This is a genomic window from Chloroflexota bacterium (assembly GCA_016235055.1).
GTDB lineage: Bacteria > Chloroflexota > Anaerolineae > JACRMK01 > JACRMK01 > JACRMK01.
The window spans coordinates 1-16,724 of record JACRMK010000069.1; the positions used below are offsets into that span (position 1 = coordinate 1).

Annotated in this window: 12 protein-coding genes and 1 other RNA gene; 6 read left to right on the forward strand and 7 right to left on the reverse strand. The window is 63.3% G+C overall.

Going from position 1 to position 16,724, the window contains the following annotated elements:
- Positions 1-476 precede the first annotated feature (476 nt).
- From HZB53_17160 to rbsK, 5 genes are all read left to right on the forward strand, one after another.
- Positions 477-2,813 carry a PAS domain S-box protein gene (locus HZB53_17160; GenBank protein ID MBI5879380.1) on the forward strand — a complete coding sequence of 779 codons (2,337 nt, stop codon included), beginning with the start codon at positions 477-479 and terminating at the stop codon, positions 2,811-2,813.
- Positions 2,814-2,878: 65 nt separating this feature from the next.
- Positions 2,879-3,279, forward strand: a transfer-messenger RNA (tmRNA) gene (ssrA, locus tag HZB53_17165).
- 71 nt (positions 3,280-3,350) lie between these two features.
- Positions 3,351-4,433, forward strand: a complete 1,083-nt coding sequence (locus HZB53_17170; protein MBI5879381.1) for an aminomethyl transferase family protein — start codon at positions 3,351-3,353, stop codon at positions 4,431-4,433.
- Positions 4,430-4,909 (forward strand): acyl-CoA thioesterase, encoded by a 480-nt coding sequence (locus tag HZB53_17175; GenBank protein MBI5879382.1) that lies wholly within the window; start codon positions 4,430-4,432, stop codon positions 4,907-4,909. Before HZB53_17170 ends, HZB53_17175 begins: the two co-directional genes overlap by 4 nt.
- On the forward strand, positions 4,906-5,835 hold the full coding sequence (gene rbsK, locus HZB53_17180; protein MBI5879383.1) for a ribokinase: 930 nt from the start codon (positions 4,906-4,908) through the stop codon (positions 5,833-5,835). Before HZB53_17175 ends, rbsK begins: the two co-directional genes overlap by 4 nt.
- 46 nt (positions 5,836-5,881) lie before the next feature.
- Here the strand turns inward: rbsK and trmFO are convergent, their stop codons facing one another.
- Positions 5,882-7,228 (reverse strand): methylenetetrahydrofolate--tRNA-(uracil(54)-C(5))-methyltransferase (FADH(2)-oxidizing) TrmFO, encoded by a 1,347-nt coding sequence (gene trmFO, locus HZB53_17185; GenBank protein ID MBI5879384.1) that lies wholly within the window; start codon positions 7,226-7,228, stop codon positions 5,882-5,884.
- A 401-nt stretch (positions 7,229-7,629) separates the two neighbouring features.
- Between trmFO and HZB53_17190 the strand changes: the two genes are divergently transcribed.
- Positions 7,630-8,997, forward strand: coding sequence for a thymidine phosphorylase (locus HZB53_17190; protein ID MBI5879385.1), 1,368 nt, complete (start codon positions 7,630-7,632; stop codon positions 8,995-8,997).
- Between the two features lie 5 nt (positions 8,998-9,002).
- On the opposite strand, the gene HZB53_17195 is transcribed toward HZB53_17190, so the two are convergent.
- The 6 genes from HZB53_17195 to alaS are packed head-to-tail and all read right to left on the reverse strand — an operon-like array spanning position 9,003 to position 16,624.
- On the reverse strand, positions 9,003-10,196 hold the full coding sequence (locus HZB53_17195) for a glycosyltransferase family 4 protein (GenBank protein MBI5879386.1): 1,194 nt from the start codon (positions 10,194-10,196) through the stop codon (positions 9,003-9,005).
- A gap of 37 nt (positions 10,197-10,233) precedes the next feature.
- Positions 10,234-10,767, reverse strand: a complete 534-nt coding sequence (locus HZB53_17200) for a hypothetical protein (GenBank protein ID MBI5879387.1) — start codon at positions 10,765-10,767, stop codon at positions 10,234-10,236.
- Positions 10,748-11,926 (reverse strand): endolytic transglycosylase MltG, encoded by a 1,179-nt coding sequence (gene mltG, locus HZB53_17205; GenBank protein ID MBI5879388.1) that lies wholly within the window; start codon positions 11,924-11,926, stop codon positions 10,748-10,750. Before mltG ends, HZB53_17200 begins: the two co-directional genes overlap by 20 nt.
- 24 nt (positions 11,927-11,950) lie before the next feature.
- Positions 11,951-12,385 (reverse strand): Holliday junction resolvase RuvX, encoded by a 435-nt coding sequence (gene ruvX, locus HZB53_17210; protein MBI5879389.1) that lies wholly within the window; start codon positions 12,383-12,385, stop codon positions 11,951-11,953.
- Positions 12,386-12,406: 21 nt separating this feature from the next.
- Positions 12,407-13,918 (reverse strand): baseplate J/gp47 family protein, encoded by a 1,512-nt coding sequence (locus HZB53_17215; protein MBI5879390.1) that lies wholly within the window; start codon positions 13,916-13,918, stop codon positions 12,407-12,409.
- Between the two features lie 30 nt (positions 13,919-13,948).
- Positions 13,949-16,624 (reverse strand): alanine--tRNA ligase, encoded by a 2,676-nt coding sequence (gene alaS / locus HZB53_17220; GenBank protein ID MBI5879391.1) that lies wholly within the window; start codon positions 16,622-16,624, stop codon positions 13,949-13,951.
- Positions 16,625-16,724 lie beyond the last annotated feature (100 nt).

A 16,724-nucleotide genomic window follows, 5' to 3' on the forward strand; every position in this document is an offset into this window, starting at 1 on the left:
CACAACGCAAAAACAACCACGAGTTCATCAAACTCGCGACGCGTTAGCCCGGTCAGTGTCAGAAAATCTTTAGGGTTCCTTTTGAGCGTCTCGTAACTCAACATGCATAGTAGGATACCTTATTTTGAATAGAGTCTAATGGAACACGCTCAGTTATGGAAATCACGGATCAACAACTGACCGAGGGATTGTCTCGCAGCGGCCTGCGGCCATTCGCATGGGGACTGGCGGCGCTATGCGCGGCCATTGCCGTCTTGAATTGGCTGGTGCTGCCTCCTCCGCAATCGGTCGTACTGTCTGTTCTGGCGCTGGTGGCAGCCGGAGCGTTGGCCGCAAGCGCCTGGGCCGCCGGGCGCAGCACCGCTTGGCGGCGGCCGTCCGTGCTCGTCGCCTCAATGATCGCGCCTCCTTTGTTTCTGGCGTGCGCGCAGATGCTCGTCATGCGGGATCCGCTGCAGTCGACCTCATTCGCGATGATGGTGCTCGGCCTGGGCGCTGTCGCCCTGTCGAAGCGCATCTATGTTGCGGCGCTCATTGCCATTGAGGCGCTTTGGCTGCTTGGCGTCATCGTCATCGGACTGTCGCCACTCTGGCTGCACATGACTATCCTGCAACTGGCGGCCACGGTCTTTTCGTTGCTGCTGCGGGCTATCCAGATTGACGCGTTCAAGCGCTCGGCCGCAGCGCAAAAACTCGCCGCGGCGCGGACCACGGAATTGACCGCCGCCCTGAATGTCCTGCGGCACAGCGAGTCGGCGCGGCGCGTCAGCGAAGAACGCTACCGGGAGACGTCCAGCCTGGCGTCGGATTACATCTATAGCGTTACCGTGTCTGACCCCGGGCTGCTGCTTCTCGATTGGGCCACCGAGCTATCGCCGTTGACCGGGTACACGCCAGCCGAGTTGTCCGCGCATGGCGGCTGGCTTTCCATCGTACACCCTGACGATCGTCCGGCCTGGCTGCAAAGGCTTAGCCGCCTGCAACAAGGACACACCGACGCCAGCGAGTATCGTATCGTAACCAAAGACGGCGCCGTGAAGTGGTTGCGCGACTACGCGCGGCCGCGCTATGACGAGTTGTCGGATCGGGTGACCGGCTACACGGGAGCCGCGAAAGATATCAGCGAACAACGCGCCGCCGAAGACGCGCTTCAACTGAGCGAGCGCCGCTACCGCGAGGTGGTCGATCGCGCGGGCGAAATCATCTATGAGACCGACGCCGATGGGCGCGTCACGTTCTGCAACGACGCCGTCACGCGGGTCATCGGGTTTGAGCCATCCGATGTGATCGGTCGCACGCTCACGGACTTCGTACGACCCACCCATCGGCGCGTCGCGAAGTACGGCATGCGCCGGCAACTGTCTGGCAGGGCGCTGCCGACAACCATCGAACTGCCCAGCACGGCCAAAGATGGACGCACCGTATGGCTCGGGCACACGATCCAACCCATGATCGATCGTAATCGATCACAGGGACTTCAGGGCATTGCCCGAGACATTACCGAGCGACGGCTGGCGCAGGAAGAACTGCGCCGCCAGAAGCGCTTGTTCGAGAATCTCTACCGGGTCGCCCACGCCACCGGTGAATTGTCGGTGTTGGCCGAAACGCTGCAACATACACTGCGTATCGCGGCTTCACTCACTGGCGCGGCCAGCGGAAGCTTGTTCCTGGTGGACGAGCGCGGTGAGGTCACTCACAGCATTCTGGCTCAGGGCCGCTCCGGCACCATGCAGATACAGACGGTCGTCAAAGAGGTGATGGCCGACGGACTTGCCGGTTGGGTCGCCCGCCAGCGGGAGCCTGCGCTGGTATCCGACACCCTGCAGGATGCGCGCTGGCTCAGCACGCCCGGACAACCCTATGAGGTCCGCTCGGCGCTGGCGATGCCGATCCTGCGCGGTCCCCGGCTGCTTGGCGTCCTTACCCTGATGCACCCGTCGGCCAGCCATTTCGGGAGCGCCGAGCAGGAGTTCATGCTCGCGGCCACGGCCCAGATTGCGCTGGCGGTGCAGAACGCGCAAATGTACGACGCCCAGAAGGAACTGGCCGAGCAGCTCAGCCAGGCCCGTGATGCGGCGGAGGCCGCTAACCGGGCCAAGAGCGCCTTCCTGGCTACCGTCAGCCACGAACTGCGGACGCCGTTGGCCGTCATACTGGGCTTCGTCGAGACGCTGACCGACATGGACATTTCGTCTGTCGACACGCTTGACGTCATGCGGCAAGGTCTGGCACACATACGACGGTCCGCAGAACAGCAGTTGGAGACGGTCACGGCAGTACTCGACTACTCGCGGCTGGAGTCTGATCCACGACCAATTGTGGTCAGTCAAGTCGATCCGTGCGATTTGGTGGAAAGCGTGATCAGCGAGCATGCTGCCCGGGCTCATATGAAAGGGACAGGGATCGAGTGCCTGTGCGAGCCGAATCTGGGGCTTATGTGTACCGACCGTACCAAACTTCGACAGATCATTGGCAAACTGATCGAGAACGCGGTCAAGTTCACCGAGGCGGGCCGGATTCAGGTACTGGTCTCGCGCAGCGACCGAGTCGGTGCTCAATGGCGTTTTCGTATCAAGGATACCGGCGTCGGCATGACCGACGAGCAGCGCGCTCGCCTGTTCGTGCCATTTGCCCAGGGCGAACAGTGGATGACCCGTCGCGCGGGCGGCACCGGGCTTGGCCTGGTGATTAGCAAGCGGTTGATCGAAAGGCTTGGTGGAACAATCAGCGTCGTGAGCGCGCCCGGTCAGGGATCGGAATTCGTTGTCACGCTGCCGGAGGCGCTGCAGCCGGTCGACACGGACGTGAACTAGAATTAATGCCCGGCTAACCTGTGCTATAATAAATATGGTTCGCAGCGATGCGGATCGCCTGACCCGGGGATGCATGGTTTCGACGGGGAGGGCTGGTCAAAGGTGGCAAGCCGAGGGGCACCCCCTCGCAAATCCGGTGCAAACAATCAAGTGCTAAGACTAACCGTCTTGCCGCGCTTCCTCTCGCCGCGTAATTGCTGCTAGAGTAGGCGTCCGTTCCCTTCGGGGAGCGCGCTTCCCCATGGCCGTCCCTGCGGGCGATGGGCCGAGGCGACACAATCTGTTGGGTGCTCCGTCGCAACACCGGTAGCGATGGTTAAGCGTTTCCTTCGGGAAACACCGGCTGGCTTCTGCGCGCGCTCGGTCGGATGAGAGCCGCAGGGCGAGATCAGCAAGTCCGACTACGCTTGTAGGCATCTGCGATCGAACTCTTCGGACGCGGGTTCGATTCCCGCCATCTCCACCAATGTAAGGCTACTCCCGCGCTGGAGTAGCCTTGCGTTTTTCTATCGCCAAGTCCGTGCAGAGGAGTGCGGTATGTTGAAGACCAGGCACGAAGCGCTGGGCGCCTTATATGCGACCGCGCCGGATGACGGTATCGTCGAATACGCTGCCGGCGCGGATCGAGAATACCGCACGGCGCACGCGGCGGCTGTACTGGCAGATCGCTCGCTGGCAGGCCGCATCGAAGTCAGCGGCGCCGACCGCGTCGAGTTCTTGCAGCGCATGTCGACCAATGACATGCGGAACTGCCCGGACGGGGCCGGTCTGCAAACGGTCCTGACCACCCCTGAAGGTCGTATTGTCGACTTGCTGACGGTGTGCATGCAGGCTGAGAAGGCGCTCGTATTGACCAGCCTGCCAAACCGCCGCATAGTCGGCGATTGGTTCCGTCGCAACATCTTCTTTCGCGACAAAGTCAAGGTATCCGATGTAACGGATCACACCTGCCAATTCATGCTGGTGGGACCGCAGGCCAGCGCGCTTCTGGCGCAGCTTGGCGCGGGTGCGCATTCCGATCTGTCGGCTTGGCACACGCGGGAGATTACCATCAGCGGTAGTGCGGTCACGTTGATGGCTCACCCTCAGTTAGCTGGCGGGGGTTTCGATCTCATCGCGTCGGGGGCTTCCGGTCCGGCGCTCTGGGATACCGTGATGGCGGCCGGCGCCGAGATGGGTGTACTACCGATCGGCAGCCGAGCGCTGGAAATGTTGCGAATCGAGGCGGGCATTCCCGCTGCCGGTGCAGAACTGGGCGATGATGTCAACCCGTTGGAAGCCGGGCTGCGGGATGCCGTCAGCTTTTCCAAAGGTTGCTATACCGGCCAGGAAGTGATTGCGCGCGTGGAGAACTACCAGAAGCTGAAGCAGGCACTTGTGTGCGTACACCTTGATACCGTGCCTGCAATGGATCTGCCGCTGCCGCTTGTTGATGGAGAAGAAGTCGGCCGGTTGACCAGTTGCGCTGCCCTACCGGGACAGCCAGGAGCAATTGGGCTTGGCTATGTGCGTGCTAAGCACATTGTCAGCGGAGCGTCGTTTGGCGTTGGACCGGATGGCTGTTATGGGATGGCCACGATCACGCCGTTGGACTCGCTTCAGACGGAGGCGACGCGATGAGCGACGATGTCAGGCGAGTCAAGGACTCGCAAGTTTCGCTGGCGCTGGTCATGGGGCCAACGGACGCCAATCTATATGGCAACGTGCATGGCGGTGTGATCATGAAGCTGGTCGATGAGGCTGGCGCAATTGCAGCGGCCCGGCACGCGCAGCGCCCGGTGGTCACGGTGGTGATCGACTCGATGACGTTCATCTCGCCAGTGCACGTCGGCGATCTGCTGCGCCTGGATGCCTCGGTCAACTGGGTCGGGCACACGTCGGTGGAGGTCGGCGTGCGCGTGCAGGCGGAGAACATCCTGACCGGCGCGCTGACGCATACCAACACCGCGTTCTGCGTTTACGTGGCGCTTGGCGACGACGGGCGACCGACGTCCATCTCGTCGTTGCGAGTTGAGACAGATGACGAGCGGCGTCGCTTTGATGAGGGTGCGGTTCGACAGCAAATCCGCCTGGCGCGCAGGACGGTGCGTTCATGAAAGGCACGCTTCCGGCCGTGGCTGTTGTGGGCAGCTTCAACATGGATCTGGTGGTGCGCACGGCGCGCCGCCCGGCGCCTGGCGAAACCGTGTTCGGCACCGAGTTCGGAATGTTCCCGGGCGGCAAGGGCTTCAATCAGGCCATTGCCGCCGCACGGTTGGGCGTACGTGTGGCGATGACCGGGCGCGTGGGAACGGACTATTTCGGTGATGAGTTCCTGAACGCTCTGCGTGTGGATGGGGTCGATGCGCACCACGTGCTGTGCGACTCGTCCACTGGGACGGGTGTTGGCTTGCCGGTTATCGGTGCCGATGGGGACAACAGTATCGTGGTCGTGCCGCGCGCGAATATGGCTCTCACTCCGGCTGATGTGGAGATGGCTGCCGGTACAATTGCCTCGGCCGATGTGCTGCTGCTGCAACTCGAGGTTCCGCAGGCGGCGTCGTTGCGCGCGGCGCAGATTGCCCGGCAGGCGGGAACGGTGGTGGTGCTTAATCCCGCGCCGGCTGCAGAGGTCATGGGTGAATTGATCGCCCTGTCAGACGTAATCGTGCCAAACGAGTGGGAAGCGCGGTCGATGACCGGCATCATGCCGGACTCCGGGGATGCGTGTATTGCAGTCTGCGAGCGACTCTTTGCGCTTGGCGCTCGACAGGTGATCATCACGCTCGGCGATCAGGGCGCGTACGTGGCGTCGCCAGAAGTACGCGTTAGACTGCGCCCCTATCGTGTGTCGGTAGTCGATACAACTGGTGCCGGTGACGCGTTCTGCGGGGCATTGGCGTATGCGCTGGCGCTAGGGCAACCGCTGCTCGCAGCCGCCAGCCTTGCCAATCGAGCCGCCGCCTTGTCAGTTACAGTCCTAGGTGCGTACCCGTCGATGCCACGGCTTGCGGCGGTCGAGGCGCTTTCTTCTTTTGGATAATTTTGTGGTTTGAATTGGATAGTAGATCAGCCTACGCGATAATGACTCAGACGAGCCACAGCGGCAGCACGGCATCAAGCGCCTTTAGTGCCCGCTCGCTGAAGGCCGCATAGCGCGCTTTCTTCTGTCGAACCTCCGGCACCAACATCGGCATGATACCGTAGTTTGCCTTCATCGGCTGGAAGTCGTCGCCGGCCGCCGAGCAGACATAGTGGCACAGCGCGCCGAGCATCGTTTCCGGCGGCAGCGTCAGCGGCGAATCGCCGCGCAACAGGCGCGCCGCATTGATGCCGGCCACGAGCCCACTGCCGATGTTGCCCACGTAGCCCTCCACGCCGGTGATCTGCCCCGCAAACAGGAGGTCGTCGCGTTGCCGAAACTGCATGGTCGGGTGCAGCAAAGCCGGCGCGTTGATGAAGGTGTTGCGGTGCATCTGCCCGTAGCGCATAACCTCGCACTGCCCAAGCCCCGGGATCATGCGCAGCACGCGCTTCTGCTCGCCATAAGTCAGGTTGGTCTGAAAGCCAACGATATTGTAGAGCGTGCCCGCAGTGTTATCCTTGCGTAGCTGCACGACGGCATGCGGCCGCTGCCCGGTGCGCGGGTCGCGCAGGCCGATCGGCCGCATCGGGCCGAACGCCAGCGTCTCGCGTCCACGCTTCGCCATGATCTCGATTGGCAGGCAGCCCTCAAAGAACCGTGGGTCGTCGCGCTCGAACGCTTTGAGCGTGATCGTCTCGGCGCCGATCAGTGCGTCGATGAACACCTCGTACTCATCCTTTGACAGCGGGCAGTTTATGTAGTCGCCCGCGGGCCCATCCGTCGTCTCGCCACCGGCCGCGTCCCGCCCCCAGCGCGAAGCGCGCCACGCGATCGACATGTCAATTGTGTCGTGTGCCACGATCGGGCACATGGCGTCGTAGAAGTACAGGTACTGGCCGCCGCACAGCCGCGTGATGTCGGCCGTCAGCGCCTCGGACGTCAGCGGGCCGCTGGCGATGATCGTAGGTGCGTCCGGCACATGGATGACCTCTTCGCGCCGCAGCTCGATGTTCGGGTGCGCGCTGACGCGCTGCGTGACCAGTTCGGAGAAGCGGTCGCGGTCGACCGCCAGCGCATCGCCCGCCGACACCGCCGTGGCGGCCGCGCACTCCATCACGAACGAGCGCAGCCGGCGCAGTTCTTCCTTCAGCACGCCACCCGCCTTGCCAGTGCCGGTTGCGCCGAGCGAGTTGGAACAGACGAGCTCGGCCAGCCGGTCACTGGCGTGCGCCGCCGTCATGCGCACTGGCCGCATCTCGTAAAGCGCGACCTTCACGCCGCGTTCGGCCGCCTGCCACGCCGCCTCCGCGCCGGCCAGCCCACCACCGATGACAATCAGTTGAGCAGACATGCTGGGTAGTATAGCATCGGCGCGCAGCAATTCTCAATTTGGCTTTGTACGGGTACTTTCCAATGCCGCTTGCGATGCGCTGGCTCTCAGGCGCTTGTCACGCAAGCTGGCCCGCCGAAAAAGTGGCGCTGCCCTCCCCCCGACCCCCTCCCAACTTCGTGGGAGGGGGCGAGATTCTTAGGGGAGGTGCGCGGCGGCGCAGCCGCCGCGCACCTCCCCGTTAGCTTTTCCCCTGCTCCCCCGCGCGCGCGGGGGAGAAGGGGCTGGGGATGAGGGGGCACATTGGCAGCCGACTCCAAAATGAGAATTGCTGATCGGCGCGACCAGGCGTTGAATCGACGCGCAGACCGTGCTATACTCGCTGTGAGGACGACATTGAGCCGAATGAAAGGCAGACAGGCATGCGCGCCGTTGATCTAATTGCCCGCAAACGCGACGGACAGGAGTTGTCCGCATCAGAGATCGAGTTCCTCGTAGACGGCTTCACGCGCGGGGATATACCCGATTACCAGGTATCCGCCTGGCTGATGGCCGTCTATCTGCGCGGCATGACCAGCGCCGAAACGGCCGAGCTCACGCTGGCGATGGCCCGTTCCGGGCAAGTGCTTGACCTGTCGGACGTCAAAGCCAGTCTGGCCGTTTCCGGGGGCGTCCCGCCGCTCATCGCCGACAAACACTCCACCGGCGGCGTGGGAGACAAGACCACGCTAACCGTCTTGCCGATTGTCGCATCGTGCGGTGTGCCGGTCGGCAAGATGAGCGGGCGGGGACTCGGGCACACAGGCGGCACGCTGGACAAGCTCGAAAGCATTCCCGGTTTCTGCATCGATATCGACCAGACACAGTTCAAGCGGCAACTGGCCGACATCGGGTTGGTGCTGGCCGGGCAGACTCACGACCTGGCCCCGGCCGACGGCCGGCTCTATGCGTTGCGCGACGTCACAGCCACCGTGGCGTCGATGCCGCTGATTGCCAGTTCGATCATGAGTAAGAAGATCGCCGCCGGCGCCGATGCCATTGTGCTTGACGTCAAGGTCGGGCGCGGCGCGTTCATGCAGACCGAAGCGGATGCCGTTGCGCTGGCGCGCACGATGGTGGACATCGGCGACAGCGTCGGGCGCAAGGTCAGCGCGCTGATCGCCGATATGAATCAGCCGTTGGGAACAACCGTAGGTAACGCCTTGGAAGTGATGGAGGCCGTCGCCGCGCTGATGCCGGGTCGCAAATTCACTCAGGGTGCGCTTGAAATCGAGGCGGGTGAGGACTTCTGCGCTCACTGCGAAGCGGTCGCGGCGGAGATGCTCCAGTTGACCGGCCACGCCGCCTCGCCCGACGAGGCGATCGCAAAAGCGCGGCAGGTCATCCATGATGGCCGGGCACTCGCAAAATTTCGCAGTTGGATCGCGGCTCAGGGCGGCGACACGAGCTTTCTCGACGGTCAGGCGCGTCTGCCGCTGGCGTCACTGCACGTCACGATTCCTGCGCCGCGCGATGGCTATGTCGCCGGTCTGGATGCACTGGCGGTCGGAACGAGTGCCATGCATCTGGGCGCCGGGCGCGCCCGCAAGAGCGATTCAATTGATCTGGCGGTGGGGGTTGTGCTGCACAAGAAAGTTGGTGACCGAGCGAAGGAAAGTGAGCCGCTCTTTTCCGTTCACGCGAACGACGCCAGCCGCGCTGACGCTGCGCAGGCCGCCCTGCTGAGCGCCTATGCCTGGTCCGGTGCGCCCGTGGCCCGTCCGCCACATGTGCATCGGATCATCCGCTGACGCGCTTACCAGTTGGCGACAGCCCGCTCGGCGCAAATGCGCTGCATGATCGCCAGCTTCTGTTCGGCAATCGACCGCCAGCTATAGTGCTGGCGCACATCCGCGTAGGCACGTTCGGCGCGCAACTGAGCGGCGGCCGGATCTTCGAGCGTTATCGCAATCGCGTCGGCGAGCGCGCCAATCGACATCGGCGGCACGGACAGCCCGGTTTCGCCCGGCCGGACAACTTCCGCCAGGCCGCCGACCGCCGATGCCACCACGGGGCAACGCGCCGCCATCGCCTCCAGCGCGACGATTCCAAACGGCTCGTATAGCGAGGGGAACACCGCGCAGTCGGCGACCTTGAACATCGCGTCGCGCTCGGCGTCGTCGATATAGCCCATGAAAGAGCAGTTGGCGGCGATGCCGAGCGCGTCGGCGCGCGCGCGTAATACGTCCAACATGCTGCCTTTTCCGGCCAGTACGAGCTTGGTGTGTGGAACACGTGCCAGCACCGCAGGAGTCGCTTCGACGAGCACGTGCGCACCCTTCTCATAGACCATGCGCCCGATGCTGAATACCAGTTTCTCGGTTTCGGCCACATGGCGCGCACGAAACGCGGACATAGCCTCGGCTTCTAGCGCATCGTACGGACTGGTGTCCACGCCGTTCGGCACAACGTCGATCTTGTCGGCGGGCAGCGAGAAAAACGCGGCCAGCTCGGTCGCCATCGACCGACTGACCGTGTCCACCCGCCACGCCTCAAAGGTTAGCTGCCATTCGGCGCGGCTGATCGCCAGCGACAACCCGCCCTGAACGCTTCCGTTGTTGCGGCCGCGCTCCGTCGCGTGGACCGTTGCGAGCAGCGGAACGCGAAAGCGGTGCTTGAGGCGCGCGGCTGCGGCTCCGACCAGCCAGTCATGCGCGTGAATAATGTCGAACGGGAATGACCCACTCTCCAGCGCCTCGGCGGCCCTGGACAGCAGATCATTGACATACATGACTCGCGCATACCAGTCTTCGGGAGCGCCGCCAACCGCTACGCGATGAATGGTCAGCCCGGGCAACTGCTCGTGCGCCGCACCGCCCGCCAGCAGCGGCGTTACGACGGTAACGGCGGCGCCGAGATCGCGCAGCGCGGGCACAAGCGCCGTGATGTGGCTGCCAATGCCGCCAATCACATGCGGCGGATACTCCCAGGCCAGTTCAAGGATTCGCATGGCAATCGGTCTCTCGTCCGGCAACCGAACCGTGGTGTTAGCGCACGACCGTCGACGGCGACAAGACTGTGGTGGCGGCCTCATATACGGCGGCGGCCACGACGCCGGGCGGTGCGCCGCCCGAAATCTCGGCGTAACGCCGCGCAAACGCATCGTCCGTCGCGGGCGCAGTCGCCGCCACTCTAACGTACCGCACGGGTGGGCTTAGCACGGTGTAGGCAGCGCGAGCGAGGGTTTCGTCTTCCGGCGCGATCACAACGATCACGAAGAGCACATCAGGATCGACGGCCAGCGCGCGCGCCTGCCGGTGCAGCGCGTCAGAATTCGCACCACTGTCCAGCGCCAGCAGTTCTATGCGCGTTGTCGACTGGCGACCGCGATCATCCCGAATCGCCAGCCTGGCGGCATAGAGCGCATCGTAGCCGATGGCGCGGTTGCGCCCTTCAAATGGGGCCACCAAACCCAGCTTCGCAATGCGCGGCGTGACCGCCAGCAGCGGCGCGCACGCGCATGCGCAATACACGACGGCGATCGCAACCCCGGAAGCCAGCCTAGCGCTGATACTTCGCAATGTTGGCCTGATGCTCCTCGAATGTCCTGGCGAAGACATGCGAGCCATCGCCGCGTGCCAGGAAGAACAGGTATTCGGTCTTGGCCGGCTCAAATGCGGCCCGAATCGCTCCCAGTCCGGGACTGCAGATCGGCGTCGGCGGCAGGCCGTCGCGCAGGTAGGTGTTGTACGGCCCCGTCACCTTGCTGTACTCCTCAAGCTGCACCGGCGTCTTCCACCAGGTGCCCTTGTCCGGCTGATAGCCCATGGCGTACTGCACCGTCGGGTCCGCTTCCAGCCGCATGCCCTTCTTGACGCGGTTGAGGTACACGCTGGCGATGACCGGGCGCTCGTCGGCTTTAACCGCCTCGCGCTCCACAATCGAAGCGACAATCAGCAACTGGTAGGGTGACAGCTTCAAATCGCTCGACTTACTCCACACATCCGCAGGCACTTTGCGGTCGAAGTTTGCCAGCATAATGCCAACCAATTGCGCCGCCGTGGCGTCACGAGGAATCTGGTAGGTATCAGGGAACAAGAACCCTTCAAGTGATGAGCCGGATGGACGATCCTTGAGCGCCGGAATACCGAATGTCCCGGCCTTGGCCGCCGCCACAAAATCCGCCGCCTTCACTACACTCTGTCGCTCCAGCAGTTGCGCCACCTCTTCGACCCGGCGGCCCTCGGTAATAACAATCGTGTTCGGGCGCGTCACCCCATGTTGCAGCGCAACCAGGATTTCATCCATCGACATGCCGCGCTGAAGCGTGTAGTCGCCGACCTCAAGCGACTTCTCAACCGCCCGCGCCTTAGCCACTTGCCGGAACAAGTCGACGTCCTGCACCAGTCCGAGCTTCTGAAGGCGCGTCCCGATCGTGGCCGGATTGTCGCCCGCCTGCACGGCGAATGCGACATCGCCCGTTCCCGGCGATCGCCACTCCACGTCCGACTGCCGCACACGCAGATAGATGTCCACAGCCAGTTGGTCAAACGATGTGATGCGCGTCAGATCAATGCCCGGGATTTCGCCGCCCTCGACGCTCAGCAAGCTGGTGAAGGCGAAGTAACCTGCGCCGCCGCATACGGCGATCGCCAGTACAAATATGAGGAAACGAATCGGGGAGTATCTTGGTTTGTGCTCGGCATCCACTTTGGCGCGAAACGATTTGCGTTTCTCCATCCGCAATCCTTTGGCTCAGCAGGCCTATTCGAAGAACGGGTCTTCGACCACCGCCCGGCGCGCATCGAGGTACTCCTGCAATATGATCGCGGCCACCATGGCGTCCACGTGCGGTCGCTTGCGTGCGTGGCGGTACCGGCCGCCGCGCTCGACCAGCATCTGCTCGCTGCGGACGGTGGTCAATCGCTCATCCCACAAAGTCATTGGCAGGCGCAGATGGGTCTGAATGCGTTGGGCTTCGTCCTCCACCAGGCGGGCTTGCGGTCCGACATGGCCGTTCAGGCTGCGCGGATAACCGATAACGACGGACTCCACGTGTTGGCGCGCCACCACATCGGCCAGTTGCGCCAGCAGCAATTCAAAAGACGTGCGCGTCAGGATGCCGTAGGGCGTGGCGAGCGACTGCCCTTCATCGCTCAGCGCCACGCCAACCCGCTTCTCACCCAGATCAATAGCCATGATTCGCATGGACTTGCGGCTTTACGGGGCCACCTCGACCTGCACCCGGAACGCAAAGAACGGCAGGCGTCCCATATTTAGGACATCGGATCGGAGCTCAATCATCGGTTCACGGCGCATCGCCAACCGCTTGCTGAGCCGGGCCGCTGCATCGGCCGCGCCCATGCCGCGCACCTCGTTCGCCACAACGCCGCGGTCGATGGCCGTCGCCATCTGCCCTTTGGCCGTCAGATCGAAGCGCACACTATCGGCCGTCGTGCCGGTCAACTCGCCGGGCACAAATTGAATTGTGTCCGGCAGCAACTCGAAGCCATTGCGCACTGCCGTCTTCAGCCGTTCAAGCGCGACGATATTCGCGTCAGCGCCATTGACGATCAACGCGCGCCCCACCGCGTTGGCTGAAATCATCAAGCTGTCGGCGGGCTCGTCAACCAGAAAATCAAACGTGGGGAAATCAAGCGTGACGCTGACCGATTCGGGCGCCACGAACTCGCCCTCTTTCAGCATCCCTCGGAAACTTGTCAACGCTTCCTGGCGCAGGCGCTGAACAAGCAGAACGGCCGCGCGCTGCTTGTCCGACTCCGCCACAACCGGCACGCGCTTGACGCTGCCGCCGGCCATATTGTTCGAGTTGACTACGTTGACCGCCAGCGCAAACGGGCCTTCCGCCGTATTGATCGTAAAGCGGGCCACATTGCCGCCCGGCCCGGCTTCGACAGCCTGCACCGTCACTTCGGCCCGCCCGCGCGGCGCCAGTTCGGCGTCGGTCTGCGTCGAGAAACGGATCGGCACGCCGGATGATGTGGAAACTATGCTGCCTTTTGGGATCTTGATCGCCTGGTCGCTCTTGCTCGTGAAGACCACGATTCCGGTCGCCCTGGCGTCAGGCACGTCTTTCTTGTTCGCGGGCACAACCTTCTCGGAGCCGCCAAGCTGGATTTCCTGGATACGCGCCGGAATCTGCCCGAGCAGCGTGTTGACCGTCTTCTGTGTGGCGCTGGCCGTGATCGCTGTCTTGACGCTGGCCGACTCGCTGACGGGATACAGCGTTATCTTCGCAGACGGCATGAGCAGTGCGGACGTGGCCGCGATGAGCACCACGAGCACGGCCAGAATCACCGCGCCGGCAATGCGATAGGCGCGGCTGACGCGCGGCTCCGTGGGCGCAATGACCTTGAGATCGCCATCGATGTCGCCCGGTACAAACTCGGGCGCAGCGGCGGCGCCCCAGTTGTGCATGCCGGGCAGGCCGCGCTTCGTCCAGAAGACCGGCAGGCCGATCTCCCGCGCAAGCTTGGCCGTATCCTGATGGAAGGCCACCAGTGCCACGCTGACGGCTTCGTCGACCGCCGTGCGCTGCACGAGCTTGAGATTCATCTTATCGCGCATGGCGCGGTTGCGGTACGGCACCACCAGCACCACGCGCGGCGCATCCGCCCAGATGATCTTATCGCGGATCGAACCGATCTGATCGTCCGGGTCCAGATGAATGACCTGCTCTTTGTTGTCGTCGGCCATGTCAGTACGGGACATTCGTTGGTTGCTCGCGCGGTTGCCCCGCGGCTATTTCTTCATGCTCTGGGCGACGAACGCTGGAACGGACGCCATCGCTTCGCCTAACCGGCCGGCGTCTTTCCCGCCGGCCTGCGCCATATTCGGACGGCCGCCGCCGCTGCCGCCAATGCGTTGAGCCGCCTGCTTGACGATATTCCCGGCGTGCGCGCCGCGCGCGATCAGGTCCGGCGTGACCGACGCGATTATCAGCGGTTTATCGTCAACCACCGCCCCCAGCGCCACGATGCCCGAGCCCAGTTTGTCGCGCAGCCAGTCGCTCATCTCGCGCAGCACGTCCACACTGGCGGCGTTTACCGGGGCGGCAATCACCTTGACATCCCCCACGGTCTGAACGCCAGCCAGCAGCTCTTCAAGCCCGGCTTTGGCATGGGCTCGTTGCAGCGCCTGCAATTCGCGGCGCAGCGCGTCGCGTTCGGCGCGCAGTGCATCGATCTTGGTCGGCACCGCATCGGTCGTCGTTTCGAGCTGCATCGCTATGGCCCCCAGCATGTCGATCCGTTCGCGTGCATAGCGGCGCGCGCCGCGACCGGTGGTCGCCTCAATGCGCCGCAGGCCGGCCCCGACCGAGCTTTCACCAAGCAGAATGAACGCGCCGATCTCGCCGGTCGACTTGAGATGGGTGCCGCCGCACAGTTCGCGCGAGTAACAGCGCTCGCGGTCGCCCCAGTCGGCGACACAGACAACGCGCACCTCATCGCCGTATTTTTCGCCAAAAAGCGCCATCGCCCCCTGCCGCGTCGCGTCTTCCTTGGAGGTCACATACCAGTGGACCGGCAGGTCCCGTAGTATCACCTCGTTGACGCGCGCCTCAATCTGTTCGAGTTCATCGCGCGTCACCGCCGCCAGATGATTGAAGTCAAAACGCAGGTGATCGGGCGCCACGAGCGAGCCGCGCTGTGTGGCATGATGCCCCAGAATCTCGTGCAGCGCGCGGTGCAGGAGGTGCGTGGCCGTGTGATTGCGCATCGTATCATAGCGGCGCGCCTCGTCCACGCGTGCACGCACCGTGTCGCCGGTCCGCAGCAATCCTGAGTCCACCCGCACGTGGTGCGCGTAGACGCCTGGCACCGGCTTCTGCGTGTCGCTGACCGTGGCGCGCACCTGGGCACTCTCGATCAGACCGCTGTCGCCCACCTGCCCGCCCGATTCCCCGTAGAACGGCGTGCGATCCAGCAGAACCTGCACCTGGTCGCCGGCGCGCGCATCCGGCACGATCGCGCCGTCGCGGACGATTGCCACGACCAGCGCACCAGCCGACAGTGTTTCGTAGCCAACGAACTTTGTCTCGTCAAACCCGAAGGCGCGGTACGCATCCGCCTGATCGCCCATCTTGAAGCGGCCGGCTGCCTGCGATTGTTTGCGCTGTTCATCCATGGCACAGCGGAAGCCGTCGTCATCGAGCGTGAATCCGCGCTCCTGCGCCACATCGCGCGTCAGGTCAATCGGGAAGCCATAGGTATCCCACAGCAGGAACACGTCGGCCCCATCTATTACGGCGCTGTCGCGCCGCTGCGTCTCGGCGAAAATGCCCTCAAGGATGGCCAAACCCTTGTCTAACGCGGCCTGGAAGCGCTCTTCCTCCTGAGCAATGGCCTTGATGATGAACTCTTGCTTTTCCTGCAGGTCGGCATAATGCGCGCCCATGTGAGCGATCACCGCGCGTGCCACGTCGCCCAGGAACGGGCGCTGCACGCCCATCTTCTTGCCAAATCGCATCGCGCGCCGCATCACCATGCGCAGGACGTATGCGCGGCCCTCGTTGCCCGGCAGCACACCGTCCGACAGCAAGAACGTCATCGCGCGGCCGTGATCGGCAATCACGCGGTACGCGACCATGTTCTTCGCGCGTGTGGCGTCATCATGGCGCAGGTCTTCCTGAATCGCGTCCATGATCGGGGTGAACAGGTCGCTCTCATAATTACTGGCTACGCCCTGCACCACGGCCGCGAGGCGCTCCAGCCCCATGCCCGTGTCAACTCCGGGCCTGGGCAACGGCTCATCGAACTGGCCGGTGTGCCTTTCGTCCGGCTGCGTCCGGTTGTACTGCATGAATACCAGGTTCCACAACTCCAGGAACCGGTCGGTCTCGGCCTGCAAAGCCGGGATAACACCTTCGATGCCCGCTTCCGGGTTTCGGTCCCAGTGAACTTCGGACGTCGGGCCGCACGGTCCCGTGTCGGCCATCTGCCAGAAATTGGTTTTTGGCCCCATGCGCGCCACCCGGCGCGGATCGACGCCAACCTCGTCAACCCAGATCCTGTACGCTTCCTCATCGTTGTGAAAGACCGTGAACGCCAGCCGCTCGGGCGGCAGGCCGTAGACTTTCGTCAGCAACTCATAGGCAAACTTGATGGCGTCGCGTTTAAAGTAGTCGCCCAGCGAGAAGTTGCCAAGCATCTCGAAAAATGTGTGATGACGCGGCGACGGACCGACATTTTCGAGGTCGTTGTGCTTTCCGCTGACGCGCATGCACTTCTGGGACGTCGTCGCTCGCTCGTAAGCGCGCTTTTCGAGACCCAGAAAGGCATCCTTGAACTGCACCATGCCGGCATTCGTGAAAAGCAAGGTGGGATCAGATGGGACGAGCGATGACGAAGCCACCTCGCTGTGTCCCTGTTGCGTGAAGTAGTCCAGAAACGCGCGCCGGATCTGCGCACTGGTCATTTTGGCGGTCATGAAGTCGTTACCTGTGATTGGCCTGAGTTCAAGTGATTATAGTTGCATGTGTCCGGCTGTCAAAGTCGAATTGCCAAGTCAATAATTC